20 protein-coding genes and 1 riboswitch are annotated in these 18,852 nt (G+C 43.9%); of the genes, 5 read left to right on the forward strand and 15 right to left on the reverse strand.

The features are described 5' to 3' along the window. Positions 1 to 1,395, forward strand: a complete 1,395-nt coding sequence (locus tag H571_RS0105110; protein WP_027848370.1) for a TRAP transporter large permease — start codon at positions 1 to 3, stop codon at positions 1,393 to 1,395. A gap of 81 nt (positions 1,396 to 1,476) precedes the next feature. On the opposite strand, the gene H571_RS0105115 is transcribed toward H571_RS0105110, so the two are convergent. Beyond that, positions 1,477 to 2,595: a TRAP transporter substrate-binding protein gene (locus tag H571_RS0105115; protein ID WP_036217611.1), complete on the reverse strand. Its 1,119-nt coding sequence runs from the start codon at positions 2,593 to 2,595 to the stop codon at positions 1,477 to 1,479. Between the two features lie 180 nt (positions 2,596 to 2,775). Between H571_RS0105115 and H571_RS0105120 the strand changes: the two genes are divergently transcribed. Further along, the gene (locus H571_RS0105120; RefSeq protein WP_027848372.1) at positions 2,776 to 3,120 is read left to right on the forward strand and encodes a DUF2288 domain-containing protein; all 345 of its coding nucleotides are present in this window, start codon (positions 2,776 to 2,778) and stop codon (positions 3,118 to 3,120) included. Then, complete coding sequence (rluA, locus tag H571_RS0105125) at positions 3,117 to 3,800, forward strand: bifunctional tRNA pseudouridine(32) synthase/23S rRNA pseudouridine(746) synthase RluA (protein ID WP_027848373.1); 684 nt, start codon at positions 3,117 to 3,119, stop codon at positions 3,798 to 3,800. Before H571_RS0105120 ends, rluA begins: the two co-directional genes overlap by 4 nt. Positions 3,801 to 3,943: 143 nt before the next feature. Here rluA and ahcY read toward each other — a convergent pair whose 3' ends face one another. The 7 genes from ahcY to pyrE all read right to left on the reverse strand — a co-directional run bounded on the left by ahcY (position 3,944) and on the right by pyrE (position 9,107). Continuing rightward, complete coding sequence (gene ahcY, locus H571_RS0105130; RefSeq protein ID WP_027848374.1) at positions 3,944 to 5,335, reverse strand: adenosylhomocysteinase; 1,392 nt, start codon at positions 5,333 to 5,335, stop codon at positions 3,944 to 3,946. A gap of 57 nt (positions 5,336 to 5,392) precedes the next feature. Next, positions 5,393 to 5,468: riboswitch (S-adenosyl-L-homocysteine riboswitch) on the reverse strand. Between the two features lie 39 nt (positions 5,469 to 5,507). Further along, on the reverse strand, positions 5,508 to 6,242 hold the full coding sequence (trmB, locus tag H571_RS0105135) for a tRNA (guanosine(46)-N7)-methyltransferase TrmB (RefSeq protein ID WP_027848375.1): 735 nt from the start codon (positions 6,240 to 6,242) through the stop codon (positions 5,508 to 5,510). Further along, on the reverse strand, positions 6,242 to 7,024 hold the full coding sequence (locus tag H571_RS0105140; RefSeq protein WP_036217614.1) for a thiazole synthase: 783 nt from the start codon (positions 7,022 to 7,024) through the stop codon (positions 6,242 to 6,244). The genes trmB and H571_RS0105140 overlap by 1 nt, the downstream gene beginning before the upstream one ends. A 44-nt stretch (positions 7,025 to 7,068) precedes the next feature. After that, positions 7,069 to 7,269 (reverse strand): sulfur carrier protein ThiS, encoded by a 201-nt coding sequence (gene thiS / locus H571_RS0105145; RefSeq protein WP_027848377.1) that lies wholly within the window; start codon positions 7,267 to 7,269, stop codon positions 7,069 to 7,071. Between the two features lie 38 nt (positions 7,270 to 7,307). Next, positions 7,308 to 7,742: a PaaI family thioesterase gene (locus H571_RS0105150; protein ID WP_245562319.1), complete on the reverse strand. Its 435-nt coding sequence runs from the start codon at positions 7,740 to 7,742 to the stop codon at positions 7,308 to 7,310. A 103-nt stretch (positions 7,743 to 7,845) separates the two neighbouring features. Then, on the reverse strand, positions 7,846 to 8,436 hold the full coding sequence (locus H571_RS15470; RefSeq protein WP_051168160.1) for a YfaZ family outer membrane protein: 591 nt from the start codon (positions 8,434 to 8,436) through the stop codon (positions 7,846 to 7,848). Between the two features lie 26 nt (positions 8,437 to 8,462). Continuing rightward, complete coding sequence (gene pyrE / locus H571_RS0105160; RefSeq protein WP_027848379.1) at positions 8,463 to 9,107, reverse strand: orotate phosphoribosyltransferase; 645 nt, start codon at positions 9,105 to 9,107, stop codon at positions 8,463 to 8,465. Between the two features lie 179 nt (positions 9,108 to 9,286). On the opposite strand from pyrE, the gene H571_RS0105165 reads away from it, so the two are divergent. Beyond that, positions 9,287 to 10,042 (forward strand): exodeoxyribonuclease III, encoded by a 756-nt coding sequence (locus tag H571_RS0105165; protein ID WP_027848380.1) that lies wholly within the window; start codon positions 9,287 to 9,289, stop codon positions 10,040 to 10,042. Positions 10,043 to 10,104: 62 nt separating this feature from the next. Here H571_RS0105165 and rph read toward each other — a convergent pair whose 3' ends face one another. Further along, positions 10,105 to 10,824, reverse strand: coding sequence for a ribonuclease PH (rph, locus tag H571_RS0105170; protein ID WP_027848381.1), 720 nt, complete (start codon positions 10,822 to 10,824; stop codon positions 10,105 to 10,107). A gap of 64 nt (positions 10,825 to 10,888) precedes the next feature. Here rph and H571_RS0105175 point away from each other — a divergent pair, with 64 nt between their 5' ends. After that, positions 10,889 to 11,749 (forward strand): YicC/YloC family endoribonuclease, encoded by an 861-nt coding sequence (locus H571_RS0105175; protein ID WP_027848382.1) that lies wholly within the window; start codon positions 10,889 to 10,891, stop codon positions 11,747 to 11,749. A gap of 414 nt (positions 11,750 to 12,163) precedes the next feature. Here the strand turns inward: H571_RS0105175 and H571_RS0105180 are convergent, their stop codons facing one another. The 6 genes from H571_RS0105180 to H571_RS0105205 form a co-directional block, all read right to left on the reverse strand. Continuing rightward, positions 12,164 to 12,631 (reverse strand): type II toxin-antitoxin system death-on-curing family toxin, encoded by a 468-nt coding sequence (locus H571_RS0105180; protein WP_027848383.1) that lies wholly within the window; start codon positions 12,629 to 12,631, stop codon positions 12,164 to 12,166. A gap of 16 nt (positions 12,632 to 12,647) precedes the next feature. Beyond that, positions 12,648 to 13,661, reverse strand: a complete 1,014-nt coding sequence (locus H571_RS0105185) for a hypothetical protein (protein WP_027848384.1) — start codon at positions 13,659 to 13,661, stop codon at positions 12,648 to 12,650. Positions 13,662 to 13,861: 200 nt separating this feature from the next. Beyond that, positions 13,862 to 16,372 (reverse strand): restriction endonuclease-like protein, encoded by a 2,511-nt coding sequence (locus H571_RS0105190; protein ID WP_027848385.1) that lies wholly within the window; start codon positions 16,370 to 16,372, stop codon positions 13,862 to 13,864. Between the two features lie 25 nt (positions 16,373 to 16,397). Then, the gene (locus H571_RS0105195) at positions 16,398 to 18,011 is read right to left on the reverse strand and encodes an McrB family protein (RefSeq protein ID WP_211219757.1); all 1,614 of its coding nucleotides are present in this window, start codon (positions 18,009 to 18,011) and stop codon (positions 16,398 to 16,400) included. Positions 18,012 to 18,061: 50 nt separating this feature from the next. Beyond that, on the reverse strand, positions 18,062 to 18,190 hold the full coding sequence (locus H571_RS16175) for a hypothetical protein (RefSeq protein ID WP_281167267.1): 129 nt from the start codon (positions 18,188 to 18,190) through the stop codon (positions 18,062 to 18,064). Further along, positions 18,180 to 18,512 carry an HVO_A0114 family putative DNA-binding protein gene (locus H571_RS0105205; protein WP_027848387.1) on the reverse strand — a complete coding sequence of 111 codons (333 nt, stop codon included), beginning with the start codon at positions 18,510 to 18,512 and terminating at the stop codon, positions 18,180 to 18,182. Before H571_RS0105205 ends, H571_RS16175 begins: the two co-directional genes overlap by 11 nt. Positions 18,513 to 18,852: the final 340 nt, after the last annotated feature.

Consider the following 18,852-nt stretch of genomic DNA (forward strand, 5'->3'; position numbering starts at 1 on the left):
ATGGATCCGCTATTGATTGGTGAAGTGCTTTCGGTGGTGATGTTTTTTGGCATTATTGGTGTGTTGATGCTGGGTTACCCCGTAGCTTTTTCACTGGCTGGGGTATCACTATTTTTTGCTGGTTTAGGCTGGTTGTTAGGCGCCTTTGACCCCTCTAACTTTAGTAGTCTGGCCTCGCGCTATATTGGGGTAATGCTAAACGAAGTTTTAGTTGCTGTGCCTTTATTTATTTTTATGGGCATGATGTTAGAGCGATCAGGTATTGCAGAAAAGCTATTAATTACCATGGGGCGGTTATTTGGCACCCTGCGTGGTGGTTTGGGTTTATCCGTTATTCTTGTGGGTGCTTTATTAGCTGCGTCTACCGGCATTATAGGTGCAACCGTAGTAACCATGGGGCTGCTATCTTTACCCGCCATGATTCGTGCTGGTTATGACCCCCGCCTGGCAACGGGTGTTATCTGTGCTTCAGGAACGCTAGGGCAAATCATACCTCCTTCTACCGTACTTATTTTTATGGGTGATATGCTGTCGGGTATTAATGCGCAAGTACAAATGGAAAAAGGTAACTTTGCACCTTCTGCTGTTTCTGTGGGCGACTTATTTGCCGGTGCTTTTATGCCGGGCTTAATGTTAGTTAGCTTTTATATGTTGTGGATGATTTATAAAGCCATTAGAGATCCAAAAAGCTGCCCAGCTTTAGAAGTAACACCAGAAGAAAAAGCCAGCTTAGGGCGTGATGTGTTAACCAGTCTTTTACCGCCACTTGTATTAATTATGGCTGTTTTAGGTTCTATTTTAGCTGGTATAGCCACACCAACAGAGTCAGCAGCGGTTGGTGCAGTTGGTGCTATGTTGCTTGCGGCAGTAAAACGCAAGCTAACCCTAACCAACTTGCGTCAATGCATGGCTGCTACAGCAAACACCACGACGATGGTTTTTGTTATTCTCTTGGGTGCTTCTGTTTTTTCATTGGTTTTCCGTATGTTGGGCGGTGATGAACTGGTTGCAGACTTCCTTGGTAATTTACCTGGTGGAACCCTTGGCGCAATTTTGTTTGTTATGCTGCTCATGTTCTTGCTGGGTTTTATCCTAGATACCTTCGAGATTATTTTTATCGTTTTACCTATCACTGCACCTATCTTGTTGATGATGGATGTTAACCCTATCTGGTTAGGGGTAATGGTAGCGATTAACCTACAAACAAGTTTCTTAACACCACCTTTTGGTTTTGCACTTTTCTACCTAAGGGGCGTGGCGCCTTCATCGGTTTCAACTCGAATGATTTATGAGGGGGTTTTGCCTTTTGTTGCTATACAGCTAATTGCTTTAGTCACGCTGATTATTTTCCCAGAGATAGTCACTTGGTTACCAAACAAGCTTTACGGCAACTAATTTTTCAGCAAAACAGCACAAAAAAAGCGCACCTAATAAATTTAGGTGCGCTTGGTTGTTTATAAGCTACTAGTTAAAAAACTACTTATAAATAAAGTGCTTCTCACGGGCTAAACCAAAGCGCTGGTCTACCTGCTCTGTACGAGTACGCAAAATAGTTAAGCTCTTAACAAAGCTTTCTGCGGTTTCACGCGTTAGGGCATCTTTATGCTCACGTAGCTCAGTCATAATATTCATTGCAGCTTTGGCGCCTGCTTCCAAAATGTCATCAGGGAAGTTGCGTATATTAACACCGTGTTTTTCAACCAGCTGCTTAAGCGCAATAGGGTCATTAGCGTAGAAATCTGAAGCTACTTGGTCGTACTCTGCCTGACAAGCCACTTCAACAATTTGCTGCAAGTCTTTAGGTAGCTTAGCAAACTCAGACTTATTCACGACCAACTCCGTTGCCAAACCTGGCTCAGTAAAGCTAGGCATGTAGTATTCTTTACAGATTTGGTGGAAGCCTAAAGCCAAGTCGTTATAAGGACCAACAAATTCTGCTGCATCCAGTGCGCCTGTTTGTAGTGCTTGGAAAATTTCACCCGCAGGTAGGTTTACAACGCTGGCACCAATTGACTGCCAAACCTTACCAGACAAACCTGGCGTACGAAATTTAAGGCCTTTAACATCTTCTATGCTATTAACTTCTTTACGGAACCAGCCACCTGCCTGGGTGCCTGTGTCACCAGAAAGGAAGCCCTTAACACCAAACTGGTCATAAACCTTGTCCCAGATTTCTTGTCCGCCCATGTAGCGTATCCAAGCGGTTAGCTCGCGAGACGTCATACCATAAGGAACACCGGTGAAAAAGGAGTTGGCTTCACTTTTGTTTTGCCAGTAGTAGGCAGCACTGTGACACATTTCTGCAGAGCCTTCGATAACCGCATCAAAAGACTGGAGTGCCGGTACTAGCTCGTTAGCAGAATAAACACGAATGTTTAAGCGACCATTCGACATGGTATTAATGCGATCAGCTAAACGCTGTGCACCCACACCTAGGCCGGGGAAGTTGCGAGGCCAGGTAGTTACCATACGCCAGTTATATTTTTTCTCAGCAATTGAGGGCGCAGCAACACTGGCTGCAGCAACAGCACCTGCACCTATGGCTGCAGATTTAATGAAACCACGTTTACTTTGGTCGATAGACTTATCTTTCATGATGATGAAGCTCCAACAAGTTTTATAAGAGTAGATTTTATTATTTTAAGCTGCAGGTTTAGCGTCCTGTTAAGTAATCTACTAGAATGCCATTTCTACTGAACAGCTTCTTCAATATTACACGCAAAAACAGCAGGGTAGAAAATATTATTACTTTGTTGATCTATGAGGTTGATTTAAATGCAAAATGAACATCCAGATGCACGTAAACCAGACCTATTACGCAGCAAATTAACGTTAGAAACAGCCTTAATAAGCTGGCGCGAATTAGAGGTACACCATGCACGCGGCTGCGTAGTGCAGGTAAGTGCAGCGTTAGATTTAACCGAAGTTGGTTTTCAGTTAACTGAAGATAACCGAGCACAATTTCAACAATGGTTAGATTCAGGTGAGGTGGGCGCTGTGGCCGATGAAGATGCCCATGCTTGGCACCAAGAAAACACCCAGCTTTGGGCTTTGGTTGTTGCGCCTTGGGTGTTAGTACAATACCGCCCAAAAAAGCCTGCTGACTCTCGTTTACAATGAATCAGTTAGTAACAAATCAAGCACCACCCGCTTTAGATTACCAGCCACCAACAGAGCCTTGGTTAACGATTCTTTACCAAGATGATTATTTGCTAGTTGTTAATAAGCCAGAGGGTTTGTTGTCTACCCCAGGAAGGGGTGAAGGGCTATACGACAGCGTAGAAGCACGGGCTAAACAAATATCGCCCTATGCAGAACTTGCTCACCGGCTAGACATGGCAACTTCGGGTGTTTTGGTTGTTACGCTACGAAAAGATGCTGAACGCTCGATAAGAATGCAGTTTCAAAACCGCCAAACCAGAAAAGTTTACATCGCACAGGTTTGGGGTTGCCCGACAGAAACAGAAGGTGAAATTAACCTGCCGCTGATATGCGATTGGCCCAACCGCCCATTACAAAAAGTCTGTTATGAAAGGGGTAAGCCCTCGTTAACCCATTACCGTGTTTTAGAAACTAATGGCAAAACCAGCCGCCTAGAACTTAATCCCATTACTGGGCGGTCACATCAGTTAAGAGTGCATTTACAGGCACTAGGTCACCCAATTTTAGGCGATAGGTTTTATTCACAAGGCGAAGCCCTAGCCGCTAGCAGCCGTTTACTGCTTCATGCCCAAGAACTAGAAATAAGTCATCCTATAACAGAAGAACGCATGACCTTTATTGCGCCTTGTCCTTTTTAGCTCGGACTCCTGTTAGATAAACCCAGTTGTTAGTAAGCCAAGCATCTGCTGCAGGGAGCAGCAGCTGAGCCTACATGGACGTATTCACGGCGTCTTGGCGAACAACAGCTGGGTTTTATTTTCATTTAAAAGCTAAATAAACCTTAATAACGATAAGTCTCTGGCTTAAATGGACCCGCTTGTGGCACACCTAAGTAGTCGGCTTGATCGCCTGTTAGCTTAGTAATTACGCCACCAAAACCCTGCACCATATACTGAGCCACTTCTTCATCTAACTGCTTAGGTAAAACCTCAACAGTAATTTTGCTGGCTTTCTGGTCTGCTGGTAGGTTAGCAAAGCCTTGTTCAAACAAATGAACTTGCGCCAGTACTTGGTTAGCAAAAGAACCATCCATAATACGGCTAGGGTGACCCGTTGCATTACCTAGGTTCACTAGGCGGCCTTCAGAAAGCAGAATTAAATAATCATTGCTGGCTTCATCAAACTGACCTGGTTTGCCATCACGGAAAACTTTATGAACCTGAGGCTTAATTTCCTGCCAAGCCCAGTTTTTGCGTGTGTAAGCCGTATCAATTTCGTTATCGAAGTGACCTATGTTGCACACCACAGCACCTTTTTTCAGGGCTTTCATCATGGGTGCATCACACACATTCACGTTACCAGTGGTGGTTACTAGTAGATCAATTTTACCTAATAGCTGTTTATCTACACCGTCATCTTTACCGGTATTAACGCCATTAAGGTAAGGAGAAACCACCTCGTAGCCGTCCATGCAGGCTTGCATTGCGCAGATAGGATCAATCTCAGTAACACGTACAATCATACCTTCTTGTCTTAAAGAAGCGGCAGAACCCTTACCTACATCACCATAGCCAATAACCAAAGCTTGCTTACCAGAAAGCAGGTGATCGGTGGCACGCTTAACTGCATCGTTTAAGCTATGACGGCAGCCGTACTTGTTGTCGTTCTTAGATTTGGTAACCGCATCGTTTACGTTGATAGCAGGAATCTTCAGCGTGCCTTTCTGCATCATTTCAATTAAACGGTGCACGCCTGTGGTGGTTTCTTCAGAAACACCGTGAATGGCTTCAATTAACTGAGGGTAGTCATCGTGCAGAATAGCGGTTAAGTCACCACCATCGTCTAGCACCATGTTGGGTTCCCAACCGTCTTTACCTTCAATGGTTTGTTTAATGCACCAGAGGTATTCTTCTTCGGTTTCGCCCTTCCAAGCAAAAACAGGAATACCCGCCGCTGCTATAGCCGCTGCGGCATGATCTTGGGTAGAGAAAATATTACAAGAAGACCAACGAACTTCAGCGCCTAAATCAATTAGGGTTTCAATTAGCACGCCAGTTTGAATGGTCATGTGAATACAGCCAGCAATACGCGCACCTTTAAGCGGTTGCTGGTCACGGTATTTAGCACGAATGGTCATAAGTGCAGGCATTTCACTTTCTGCGATACGTAATTCTTTACGACCCCAGTCAGCTAGGTTGATATCGGCTACTTTGTAATCAGTAAATTCAGACATAAAACACTCCGTTTAGCAGAATTGATAACTAATAAACAATTACTAGCTATCGCATCGGTTTAACGGGCGCCGTTAATCTTTAATTCCTGATCTGAGCCTGACAGAAAATGCTGCTGCAGCGCCCCTCAGTACAGGGAAGAACCATTATAACCTAGCTATTCAGCCCTTGCAGCTAGCTAGTGCGCTTGTAGATTAAATCCCACACTCCATGACCTAGTTTTTCACCCCTTAGCTCAAACTTGGTTAATGGGCGAGATTCAGGCCTTGGCACAAAATCGCCTTGGGTTGCAGTGTTTTCATAACCAGGTGCATTATTCATTACATCGCGCATGTGTTCTGCATAGGCTTCCCAATCGGTTGCCAAATGAAAACGCCCGCCTACTTTTAGCTTTTTACGAACTGTTTCAACAAAGGGGGGTTGCACTATGCGGCGCTTATGGTGTTTCTTCTTATGCCAAGGGTCAGGAAAAAATAGCTGAAAGAGATCAATCGAGTTATCAGGAATACACTGATTAAAAACCTCAACGGCATCTTCGTGGTAAACCCTTAAGTTATCCACACCCAAGTCACCAGCCTCACCCAGCAACTTACCCACACCAGGTAGGTGAACCTCAATACCCACAAAATTGTGGTCAGGCATAGCTTGTACTTGTTCTAGTAAAGAACCGCCCATGCCAAAACCCACCTCAACTACTAGGGGTGCTTCACGCCCAAAAACTTGGGCAGCATCAAAAGCACCGTCTTCGAGTGTTAGGCCTAGTTTGGGTAAAAACTCATCTATGCCCCTTTGCTGCAAGCCAGTCATGCGGCCTTGGCGTAATACAAAACTACGAATGCGTTTGTCGTGAATGGCATCATCAGCACGATCATGCTTGTTCGATGAGGCGTTGTTATCCAAGTTGCTCATTAATTAATTAGTCCTTCCAGCGGTGAGCTGGCACTGGCATAGGCTTTTTTGGTCATTCGGCCAGCTAAAAAGGCTTCACGTCCTGCTTGAATCGCCTTTTTCATGGCGCTGGCCATAAGTACTGGGTTGTTAGCATGGGCAATGGCAGTGTTCATTAATACACCCGTACAGCCCATTTCCATTGCAAAGGCAGCATCAGAAGCGGTACCAACACCTGCATCAACCAACACGGGCACTTTAGCTTCTTCCATAATTAAACGAATATTGTGCGGGTTAAGAATGCCCAAGCCAGAACCAATTAAAGAACCTAACGGCATAATGGCAACACAACCCATATCTTCAAGCTCTTTGGCGGCTATAGGGTCATCGTTGCAATACACCATCACTTCAAAGCCTTCGGCCATTAGTTGTTCAGTGGCTATAAGGGTTTCACGCATATTGGGGTAGAGGGTTTTTTGGTCACCCAGCACTTCAAGCTTTACTAGGTTGTGTCCATCTAATAGCTCGCGAGCCAATAGGCAGGTACGCACAGAATCTTTTGCGTTATAACAGCCAGCTGTATTGGGAAGGAGGGTATAACGGTCTGGAGAAATAACGTCTAGTAAATTAGGTTCATCTTGATTTTGCCCAATATTAGTACGGCGAACAGCAAAGGTAACAATTTCAGCACCAGTCATTTCAATGGCTGCTGCCGTTTCTTGCAGGTCTTTATATTTGCCTGTACCAACCAATAGACGGGATGAAAATTCGCGCTGACCTATTTTAAAAGTGTCTGGGTTCATCACTTGGTCTCTTTTAATAGTCTTAGGGTTTATTACTAGTAAATTTAGCCACCACCTATGGCATGTACTATCTCTACCTGGTCATTTGCTTGCAGCAAGGTTGCGGCATGACGGCTTTTGGGGATAATTTCTTCATTAATTTCAACAGCTAGCCGTTTACCAGTTAAATCTAACTGCTGTAGCAGATCGACAATACTGGCTGATTCGGCAAGGGTGTAAGGCTGCCCGTTCAAACGTATTTGCATGTCCACCTCCTTCATAAAGGTGGATATTCTAACGGATTTTAGCTGGCGGTGGGGGCCGGTGGTACAGAATAGGTTGCAACCACATGAGCAACTAGGTCGGTTTCACCTTCACTGTAAAGCGCTACTTCACCTATCACTAGGCGCTTACCCTGCTTCAATAGGCTGGCTTTAGCCATAATGGCACGGTCTGCACGGGGCTTGTTTAAGAAGTGAATAGTGAAATCAGTGGTCACTGCTAAAGCGACAGGCCCAATTTTGGAAAGAATAGCAACATAAAGTGCAACATCGGCTAATGCCATTAAAGTAGGGCCAGATACAGTGCCACCTGGACGAAGGTGGGTTTGATCTATGGGTTGGCGTAATAGGCTGTAATCTTCCTCTACTTCACAAACTTCACCCACATACTGAGGGAACTCTGTCTGCAAAAAACTTACCATAGCTTGGCGATTCATTTTTATACTGCTAGTAGTCATAAGTACTTCTCTATTTGAGTAAATTAGAATAGAAAAATTATGCAGTAAATATCACTCATTGTAAGTAGATTGCAGACGTTAAGTGTGACTTGAGAGTTTTCGGTTAAAAGTTTAAACGAAAACCAATGTGTGGTCCTTTTTCTAAGGCATCATCAAACCTTGTGTTGCCAGACTTTTCATTTTTAAGTCTTAAATAGCGAAAACCCGCAAAAATATCGGTGTTTTGAATAACACGGAAAGCAATGCGACCACCTACCTCGTAAATTCGTTCTGTGTCACCAAAGCTAGTAACTTGGGGTGCATACCAAGCATAACCACCCGCAGATAAGCGCTGAGCCCCAGGAATAGTGTGGTAAAACATACCACCCACGGCAATGGCTGCACCATTAAGGTTGCCATAATCGTAAAGGTACAAGCGACCACCAACAGCAGCTCGGTAGGTAGCATTATCTGTTTCTACACCTTGAAAACCGACAGTGCCAACAAGGGCAGAGCTATTACTGTTTTCTTCAGTGTAAAGTAGGCTAGCATTTACATAGAGATTCGAGGTTTTTGGCAGCAGCGTATCAAATTCAGCTTGGGCGGTATCTTCACTAAGGTTAGCTTCAACTGAGCTAGCTGCAAAAGTGCTTGAAGCAGTAGCAGAAATTAATAAAGCGCTAGATAAAGCAATGAATGTACTTTTATTTAACATATTAGCTTGGCTCCGTAAGAAAAAAGTTAAACACCATAAGCTTGATGGTAGGCTTTAATGGCATCGACATGTGGCGTTAACTCGGGTTGATGAGATGCAAACTCCAGCACATCTTCTAAAGCAATAATGCTAATGACTGGAATACCTAAATCTTGCTCTACTTCTTGAATAGCAGACCTTTCGCCCTGACCTCGCTCTTGGCGATTTAAGGCAATAACCACACCAGCAACTACGCCGCCCGCCTCTTCTATTAAAGGTAAAACCTCACGAATGGCTGTGCCCGCCGTAATAACATCATCAATAATTAAGACACGCTTACCCTGCATAGCTGCACCCACTAGCTGACCACCTTCGCCATGGGCCTTAACTTCTTTTCGGTTAAAAGCAAAAGGCGTAGGACGCTGATGGTGCTCTGCCAGCATGGAGGCAGTAGCTGAACCCAGAGGAATGCCCTTGTATGCAGGGCCAAATAATACATCAAACGCAATTTCAGACCGAATGATGGTTTCAGCGTAGCTTTTACCTAGCTCGACCAAAGCCTCACCAGAATTAAATAAGCCAGCATTAAAAAAATAGGGGCTAGTACGACCAGACTTTAAAGTAAACTCACCAAAACGCAGAACTTCCTGTCTTAGCGCAAAGTTAATAAAGTCTTTTTGGTAATCGAGCATGTAGAGTTCCAGTAACTTATTTCTTAAATTGTATTAAATGCATTGTGCATTATGTAGCCAGTTGCGGCAAAATGACTCATATAAGCGACCAAGGGCAAGAGTAATTCCCTAAAGGTCTGTAGGCAGGTATCATACACTTTATCCAAATTAGTCACACGCTGGAATGGGAACAACCACGCATGAAAGTTATCAGCCTTAATGTTGGCGGAATTAAGCAAGCCGTTGAAAAAGGGTTTCTAGACTGGTTGAAAGACCAGGATGCTGATGTTGTATGCGTTCAAGATGTGCGTACAAAAAGCTGGAAGTTGGGTGATGCCATAGAGCGCCCAGAGGGTTGGGAAGGGTATTTTTTTGATGCCGAACAAGATGATTTCTCTGGTACAGGTATCTACTGCCGCAAAACACCTAAAGCCGTTATGACAGGCCTAGGTTTTGAGTTGGCTGACAGAGAAGGTCGTTTTATGCAGGCCGACTTTGAAAAAGTGAGTGTTGCTAGCTTTCTTATGCCCTCAGGTGCTAACCCTGCTGAGAAAAAACTTTTTCTAGAACAGTTTTTAGAGTTTCTAACCAAGTTACGTCGTAAACGCCGTGAATTTATTATTTGTGGCACTTGGAATATAGCCCATAAAACTATTGATCTAGCTAACTGGCAAGATAACCAGCTAAGCATAGGTTTTCGTCCTGAAGAACGCGCCTGGATGGATCAAGTGTTTGGGCCGCTAAGTTTTATTGATGCCTTTAGAGAAGTAAACCGTGATACAGACCAGTTTACTTTTTGGCCAAATGCTAACTTAGAACGCCAAAGGCAAGAGGGCTGGCGCTTAGATTATCAAGTGGTTGGGCCTAACCTACGCAAAAACATTAAAGATGCCTGGATAGATAGAAGTGTGAAGTTTTCTGACCATGCACCCATTTTTGTAGAGTACGATATTTAGCTATAAAAAACCGGAGCTTTTAGTTACTCAATTACTGAGTTAAAGCTCCGGTTAGCTGTTTATTAAAGTTCTTGTAGCGCCTGCTGCTGAATAACCAATAGCTCACGGCAACCCTTCTCAGCTAGCTCTAGCATGGCATTCATTTCATCACGACTAAAAGCTACCCCTTCCGCAGTACCTTGCACCTCAATAAACTTACCCTCCTGCGTCATCACCACGTTCATGTCGGTTTCGCAGTTAGAGTCTTCTGGGTAGTCTAAATCTAAGACAGCTTCGCCCTTATACATGCCCACCGATACCGAAGCGACAAACTGCTTAAACGGATCAGTTTTAATGCTCTTGTTTAACTGCAAGCTGCGTAAAGCATCAACCAAAGCAACACAAGCGCCAGTAATAGAAGCAGTGCGTGTGCCGCCGTCGGCTTGAATAACGTCGCAATCAAGCGTGATAGTAAACTCACCCAGCTTTTTAAGGTCTAGGGCTGCGCGTAACGAGCGACCAATTAAACGCTGAATTTCTAAAGTGCGCCCACCCTGCTTGCCGCTAGTCGCTTCACGTCTATTACGTGTATGAGTAGATCTTGGTAACATGCCGTATTCAGCAGTAATCCAGCCTTGGCCTTTGCCCTGTAGCCAGCGAGGCACGCCTTTTTCTACACTAGCGGTGCAAATCACCTGAGTATTACCGAAGCAAACCAGTACAGACCCTTCGGCATGGCTGGTAAAATGACGGATGATTTTAACTTCTCGTGCTTGATCGGGAGCTCTGCCACTTGGACGCATTAATCGTTTCCTGAATCTGTTAATTTAAAAGAGTTAGCTAGTATATCACCCACAAGGATATTCCATGACTGCCAGTATGACCGCTTTTGCCCGCCGTGAAACTCACCAAGATTGGGGTAGCCTTAGCTGGGAAATTCGCTCAGTTAATCAACGCTACCTAGAACCAGCTTTTCGCCTACCAGAAACACTAAGAGACCTAGAGCCAGTACTACGTAACCAACTACGCCAAGCCCTATCACGCGGCAAGCTAGATATAACCTTAAGGTTTTACCCTGCTGAAGATAATGCCCAGTTAGAAGTGAACACCGCTTTGCTAGAGCAACTAATAACAGCAGCCGACCAAATTTATAATCGTACCCCCGCAGCTTCTTTAGATCCCTTGCGCCTTCTACAGTGGCCAGGCGTTATGCAAAGCAAACAAGCCGATGAAGAAGCAGTTAAAGAAACGGCACTTGAATTATTTCAACAAACCCTCGCTGACTTAAAAGCCCATCGAGAAAGGGAGGGTACAGAGCTAGCTAAGTTAATTGAAGAACGCCTAGCAAAAATTAGCCAACACCTAGTTAGCGCACAAAACTATCTGCCCGAAGCCTTAGAAGCTTGGCGCACCAACCTATTAGAAAGAGCACAAAAGCTACAAGTTGAACTAGACCCAGCCCGCTTAGAACAAGAAGTAGTCATGCTGGCGCAAAAACAAGATGTAATGGAAGAGCTAGATAGACTAACCACGCATACAAAAGAAGTACGCCGCGCCCTAACCAGCAAACAACCCATAGGCCGCCGTTTAGACTTTTTAATGCAAGAAATGAACCGCGAAGCCAATACCCTAGGTTCAAAAGCTATTAGTATGGAAATGACCCAAGTGTCGGTGGATTTAAAAGTATTAATCGAGCAAATGAGGGAGCAGATTCAAAATATAGAGTAGTTTTTTTATCCGTCTAAGAATGTCTTAAAAGCCCTGTATTACCTTGTAAAGAACATTGAAAATGCAGGGTTATTTTAATTTCCCTCGTCCAAATCGGTTTACAGGTGTCTGCTAAAAACTACCAGTTGAGTGGTGGGCATAATGCTGGGCAGCCACCTCATTTTGGCTCAAGAAGCGTTTTGCGGTGAGCTAACTGGTGAGCAGTAAGTACCCAGTTTTTGCATTTAACTTGCCACCACAACAGGTTAGATGCTGATTCAATAGGCAAGCTCAGAAACGTTATTAAAAACAAGAATAGCCGTCACTGGACGCTGATCTAATGGGTAGCGAGAGGGGTGCTGTTGATGTGATTTTAATATTAATAATGCTAAATGGCCGTATATTCGTACCATCTCGTGATGATCCACGAAATGGTTAGTAATCTTTAGCTGCTTCGATTGCTTCCAATATAGCCAATTTAACCGACTCCGGATAATCGTCGTCATAAAGTACTGAGCTGATGATCTGACGTAATAGATCCTTGTCGATAACGTTATCAGCAACCCAAACGACGATGTTTTCCATCTCTTTGGCAAAGCGCTTTACCACATAGTCAAAACCGTTTAATTCAAGGAAATAAGCGCCTAACACCAACGATGATCGCTTATTACCATCGTTAAAAGCATGGTTTTTATTAATGGAAAATACTAAGTGAGTCAGCTTGTCTTCCATTTCTGGGTAATACCAGTCATTTTGTATGTGCTCTAAGGGGCTTTCTAACTGACCAATGTCTTTGGTGCCTGCTAATCCACCAGAATACTCAATGACCCAATCGTGAACGCTGATCGCATGCGCCACATCGAAATAGAAAAAACGTAAGCCTGTGTCTGTAGAGTCACTCATAACCACATTCCTTTGCTTACCGATCTTTCAAACGCTTGAGTACTGCTAATGTTTCTGGGTCACTTAATTGCTCTTCCAAAGAACGACTTTTTTCACCCAAAAAGCGATCAAAGTCAGCTTCAGGCACCGATTCTATATAAGCTTCCAGCTTTTCATGTAAGGCATCACGAAAACAGAGGTCGCGACTGGCCATTTTTGTTCTAGCATCCAAAATCAAAGGCTTAAAAAGAGGATGTTTTTCAAAGCTAGCAATTAAGCTTTCCGCTTCTTTTTGTGTGAGTTTACGTCCTTGTAATTTACTCGCATGCTCTAACTCATGAGCTATGCCAGCCTCAAAGCTAGCAATCAAATTAACCACTTCTGAATACATGGTTTCACGAATTTTGTCCTTTTCTGCCAGATTTAATACCTTTTTATACTCAGTGGCATTCTCATGAAAAATACTTTTATAAATAAGGTTGGTAAAACGGGGATACTTCCATTGATTTCCTTCAACAAAAAAATCAAGCGCATCCGTAAATTGTTTTCGGTAGTTCTCCTCTTGAAAAGCCGCTAACAGATAGTTTTCATCACGCTGATTAATAAACTTAGTATGGCCACCCACACGCTCAGCCATTACATCTAGTACAATATCCAGCAGACGTGAACGCAAAAGGCGTGCGGACTCACTTTCTGTTAGTAACATCCCTATGTTGAGCACAGCACGAAAACTGAACAAACCCAGCATGGTGGTTTTGGTACCGTCATTGATGTCGGTACCAGATATTAGCTCCTTGAATTCTTTTAATTTTTTACCTTTTAGCACCTGATAGCCGTTGCTTTTTAACTCATTGGCATGGCTGGCCAAATAGCGTTCAATAGTACGGTCTGTAACGTCATAGAGTGACGCCACTTGTGCCTTGGTTAATACAGTCTCACCTTCAAAAGTGACACCACCTAAACCTAAGTGCTGTTCGGCTTGTTGTAGGGCGTAGCGGTTGTTAAGAATATTTTGGCGGTCATGTGATGATGCGGTTAGGTCTTTAGCCATGCTACTACATACTCCTTGAACTTCCCCTAAACAATTGGACACTCTTAAGTTAGAATACACACCTTAGGAGATTAACATGTTAAAACCTCACTACACACCAGAGTTTAGAGCAGAAGCAATCAAGCAGGTCACTGAGTTGAACTTTAGGTGTGTTGGCTGTCATTCTCTTCACCTTCTACATAATTGATAACACCCCTTTTTCACACCATTGCCTCTTCGTACACTTTTTCAACCTCGGTAAACTTAGCTACACTCTCTAGGCGAGTTAAGGTTGTGAGTTTCATCGAGTTTTTCATTGGACGATGTGGCACGTTGGTCACTGGTGTTTGTAGCAAGAGTGGTTTGCCTAGCTCAAATAAATAATACAAATCAGCAGAACTAGACTTCTTACCCGCTTGATCTTCGGTAATAGCGTAGCGTGGCAAAACAGTGACTCGTTTAACCGGCCAAAGTTTGTCAATTTGCTTGGTTGAACTTTGGGTGTCTGAGGTAGAGGCTAATGCTAAATAGCGAATTTCCTCGGCAATATGCTGCTTAAATTTCTGCAAAAACGTGCTTTGCGGCAGGTGATACCACTGCGCTGTACCTTGTTCAAATTTTTCAAAGTAGCCATTATCACGGCCACGTTGCCCACCCAATGCCACTGTCATCGTTAAGTCTGGGTATAGCACTTGGTGCATACCGTAGTAAGGTATTCTCGCAGCTTCTTGTACGTAGAGCCTTTCGGCCATCCCAGCCATAGCCTTATTACCTTGTCCTGCTTGTGTATTTGGCGCTGTGCCAATTTGGGCTTGCAAGAACTCTAGCAACCACTGGTGACCGGAATAATCGTACTCCATCTGGCTAGGTAACAGGGCAAACGCACCAATACCCACTTCCTCTATCGCGGCTGCGTAGGGGTTTGGATTTGTAGCTTGATCAAAAAAGCCAGGGTATAAAGCAAAAGCACCAAAAACAGGGCGGCTTTTCTTTGCGGATTGGCCGACTATTGAACTGGATGGAAACTCAGACAAGCGGATGAGAGCATCACGGTAACGGTGCATTTGGTTAATGGCATCGTCTGGTACGTAATTAGTGCTTTCAATATCTTCACTATTATCATCAAAGCGGTTTTTCTCGGTTTTAATGCGGTACTTGGCATCAAACAACCAAATAAACTGCTTTTTTTCTGAAGAATCTGAGCCTGAGCTGGCGGTTTTAGGCAACGTCACTTCCAACACAATATCCGGCTTTTGGTTCACTAGATACGAACGTATCTGGCTTGCTTTATTGAAAGTCGGTTCATGAGCGAGTCTTGCCGTAACTCCATCAGCACGCTTAAAACGAAATGCTCCACGCATACCATCTTTTAGTTGGTACTCAAAAAAGTCATTTTGGGCGAGCTTATTCGCGCTGTTTTCAACCAATTCAAAGCCAAGCTCTTGCTCTAAAATCTGCTTCAAACACAAAAAACACCACACTTCGTAAATCTCAGCCACCGACTTCATTGAAATGCTCGACTGATTGCCAAACACATCTAAATAAAATTTCAGCTCCTGCCAAATACGATACACCGTGCTGTAACCGGTTTTTTGCTGAAGCACTAACGACTCACGGTTTAACCCTGTGTATGCGCCAACCTCTTTTAAAAAACTTTGACCTAATACTTTTTGCAGCGGTTGTTGCCAACTATGCAGCTCATTTAAAAATGAATCCGACAACCGTTGCCGTTCTGGTGCTTGGTTACTTTGCCTAAGCTTTTGTTCAAACTCCGCTAATTGCCGCTTGCTTTTACTCACTGCCATTTTGATAAAGCGGTTTTCTGGGGTATCGACACTGAGTTGCTTTTTTTCGATAGTGTAGTGTTTATCGTACAGGCCATTAACAAAGTCTTGCTTAAGCTTTTCAGCTAACTTATGTGGCAAGCGGCCTTTTAATTTAGCAGCTTTAATATTGGTCACTGTGGGTTGTAAACGGCTATGAGGTGCGGCACAAATCACTTTTAAGCCTTGCTCAAAGCGCTCTCTTAACGCCACAAAATTAGCCAGCCACATGAGTGGAAAGTGACCGCGTTGCTGGCTAGTTGCCGCGTCTTGCTCAGTTTTTTCTACCAAACTAAAGCGCCAAAGGGGGTAAACCTTGTCAATGGCTTGGTACATGGCGGGCAAGTCTTGGTGCAGCGCCATTTTGGTGGGAAGCACTTCAAACGCAATATGCTGAGTCTGTGTTTTGTCATTAAGCTCAAAAGTGAGAGGCAAACGTAACCACCCTACATCATTGCCGGTATTGATAGTGCCGGTTAAACGTGCGGGTACAATGCCCCTTGCGGTTTTTACTTCGGGAGCAAAACGGAATGCCTCATTCACACTTTGACTACGATGGGTCAAACGCGCGTTAGTTACTTCACTAAAAAATATCCACTCAAACTGGTACTGGGTATTTTCAAAAAATAATGGTGAGTTTAAGGTCAGCTCTGTGTATTTTGTTAACCTGCTTTTTACTAAACAATCTGCAACTAGCCCTTGTGGTTCAATGGTATTACTAAGTTCAGCCGCTGGCGCAAAGCGAATTTCATAACTGGGCTGCGTGGGTTTAGCATCAAGGTACATATTGGCTGCTAAACTCGCCCTGTTTGCTACGGTATTCTGATAAACCTTGGTTCGCTGGCTAATATCATTAGCCCAGACTGAAAATTCATAGTCAAGGGTTTGTAATCGTATTAACTCTGGCATTCCCTACCACTCCTACCGTCACGTATTAAGGCCAAAAACTGGTGAAAGTGGCACTTGCTAAACGATCACTCATCCATTTCAATTTAGCTTTTGAACGGCACGGAATGAACAGTATTTTTTCCTCATCAGGAACACCATCGGCCACGATGTTCTCACGATACAAGTCAGGGCGTTGATTCTTGTCGCCTTGTTCTGCTTGCCAAATAGGGGCTAACAGGTCTGCTAGCACGGTATCAAGTTCTGCCAACAAAGCCTTACCATCTGGTGTGGTGAGTTTGTCGGTATCGCCTTCTATACGCGGCAGAACCTTACACATCATAAAGTCGTCCCATACGGCTTTTAGGGTCAGTTCATCTTGTGGTTGGCTGCTGGCAACCGCTAGAAGAAGTTCATTGAGCGCACGGAACGCTAATTCAAACGGTGTATTTTTTAGCACTGCATTAACGGCCGATAAAAACGCAACCGTTTTTGTGCCATCCGCATCAAACGTATCAGCTAAATCCGCTGTGCAGGCGTTTGACCAAATAGGATAGCTAAGGCGTTTATTGCAGCTAGTTGGGGTGAAAAAGTCGTTATAGTCATTAGGGAAAAACGCACCAAAATCAAAGCTAAGCGCACGGTCAATCACTTTGCGAGAAAAGCCATGCGTGGTTTCATCCATATTTACCGTGCCCGCGACAAGCAGGTTGAACGGAATACCTAAACCATATTGGCAAATTAACTGCCATAACTCATTGTACTCAGGCGCTTCAAAACCCAACGCCTCGCGCAGTTTGTTATTATCTTCTACCTCTTTTATTGTTGCAGGCTTTAATAGCGCATCACTGCTGTAGGTAAAGCTGTCACCTGTCCAACGCCATTCGCGGGTTTCCAGTACCGATAAATAGTCGGCAAAATACTGCTCAACAGGGGCAAGGTTCATTTCATCCAAGCACAGCCAGTAAGGCAAAACCTTTTCTAGCGCATCATGCTCACCTGTTACCACTAACTGCTTGCCTTGGTCCTCGCTATTTTTAGCTTCAACGGTTAAGCCGCTATCAGCAATGGCACGCCAAGCTTTGGCGACAAACTGTAATACATCGGTAGTAATATATTCAGCGTCGCCATTTAAGCGCGATATATAGCCAAGCAAATCACTCGGCTCATGCCAATCGGGGCGCACTGAGGTTAAACAATAGGTTTCTGTAAACTGCCCCGAGGTTTTAGCCTGTTCACGCACAAAGCGAGTTTTACCTGTGCCAGAGATGCCAGCTAGCAGGAGGAAGGGTTTGGAAAGAGGCAGTGCTTTTTCTAAGAGTTTTTTTACTTCATCGGAGTTTGGTTTTTCTAAAACATACTCACATATTTTTTGAATTGTAGAATCATATCCGAGAATGTACTTATCAAAACTCAACTCCAATTCTTCAAAAAGGTGGGGGAGATTTTTATCAGAACGGTACTTCCGAGAAATATCTTGAAGGGTTATTTTATTGTCATTTATGGCATTTATTAAGGATTTGACAAGACAAACGGGTATAAATCTCAAAGGATTCCCATCTTGGCCACCCCGAACATAGATTACTTCATTTGTGACGTTTTCAATCTTGAGCGCGCGTGCACCCTCGCCAAGAATTAATCCTTTTTTTAAAATCAATGCCATCTAGTTTGATCTCCCAATTAAAAAAATAGCAGTAAGTCATGTTTGGCAATTCATGATGCAATTGCGTGTAACCATTGGTTAATTACCGCTTCAACATCACTGTCTTGTGGTACATGGGCAAGTGTTAAAGGTTGAATAAGTGCTTCCACCTGTTGAAGAGTGCTAATTCTATTTTTCATTATTTACTACTACTAAAAATTCTTGATGAATGACTGTAGGGCGAAGCGTGTTTTTTGTACTTTGCATTGCAACTAAGTTGTACTTTCCTAGTGTTTTTAATGTTCTCGACACATTACTAACCGCTCGACCGGTAAGCGCAGCCAATTCCGTAACCGATTGGGGCTGTTGCTCGGCTATCACTTTTAACAAATGCTGGTTTTCTTTCGACAGCACATTCGCCACCGATTTCAGCGAATCGAACCAGATATCGACGGGGTAATCGGGGTCGGTTGTTTGCCCCTTAATACCGATTACACAGCGCATTTGTTTGGTATTTTTCATTTCTTTACTCGACTAGTTGCTCGCTAGATTGCAAGCAAGTGCATAAAACAGCGTTTGGTCAATCAAAAGGCTGTACGCTTATACATAAGGCGTATATCTTATCAATTGCTGATAATAGCGCAAGGGTATTTTCCGTTTAGGACGATTACAAGCCCCCCTGCACAGTAAGTGCACAACCTGTATTCTAGCGGTACTGTCCGTGTTGGACTTCAAGTATCGTTAGGTATTTATGTTGACTGGCGGTACGCTGCAAGACGACAAGCCCATACAGGGTTCATCGCCTCGTTAGTTATCCAATATACTGCCTTTAATACAATACATGCGTGGGCGGGTATTGTTG

It is taken from the genome of Marinospirillum minutulum DSM 6287, from assembly GCF_000422325.1.
Classification (GTDB): Bacteria; Pseudomonadota; Gammaproteobacteria; order Pseudomonadales; family Halomonadaceae; genus Marinospirillum; species Marinospirillum minutulum.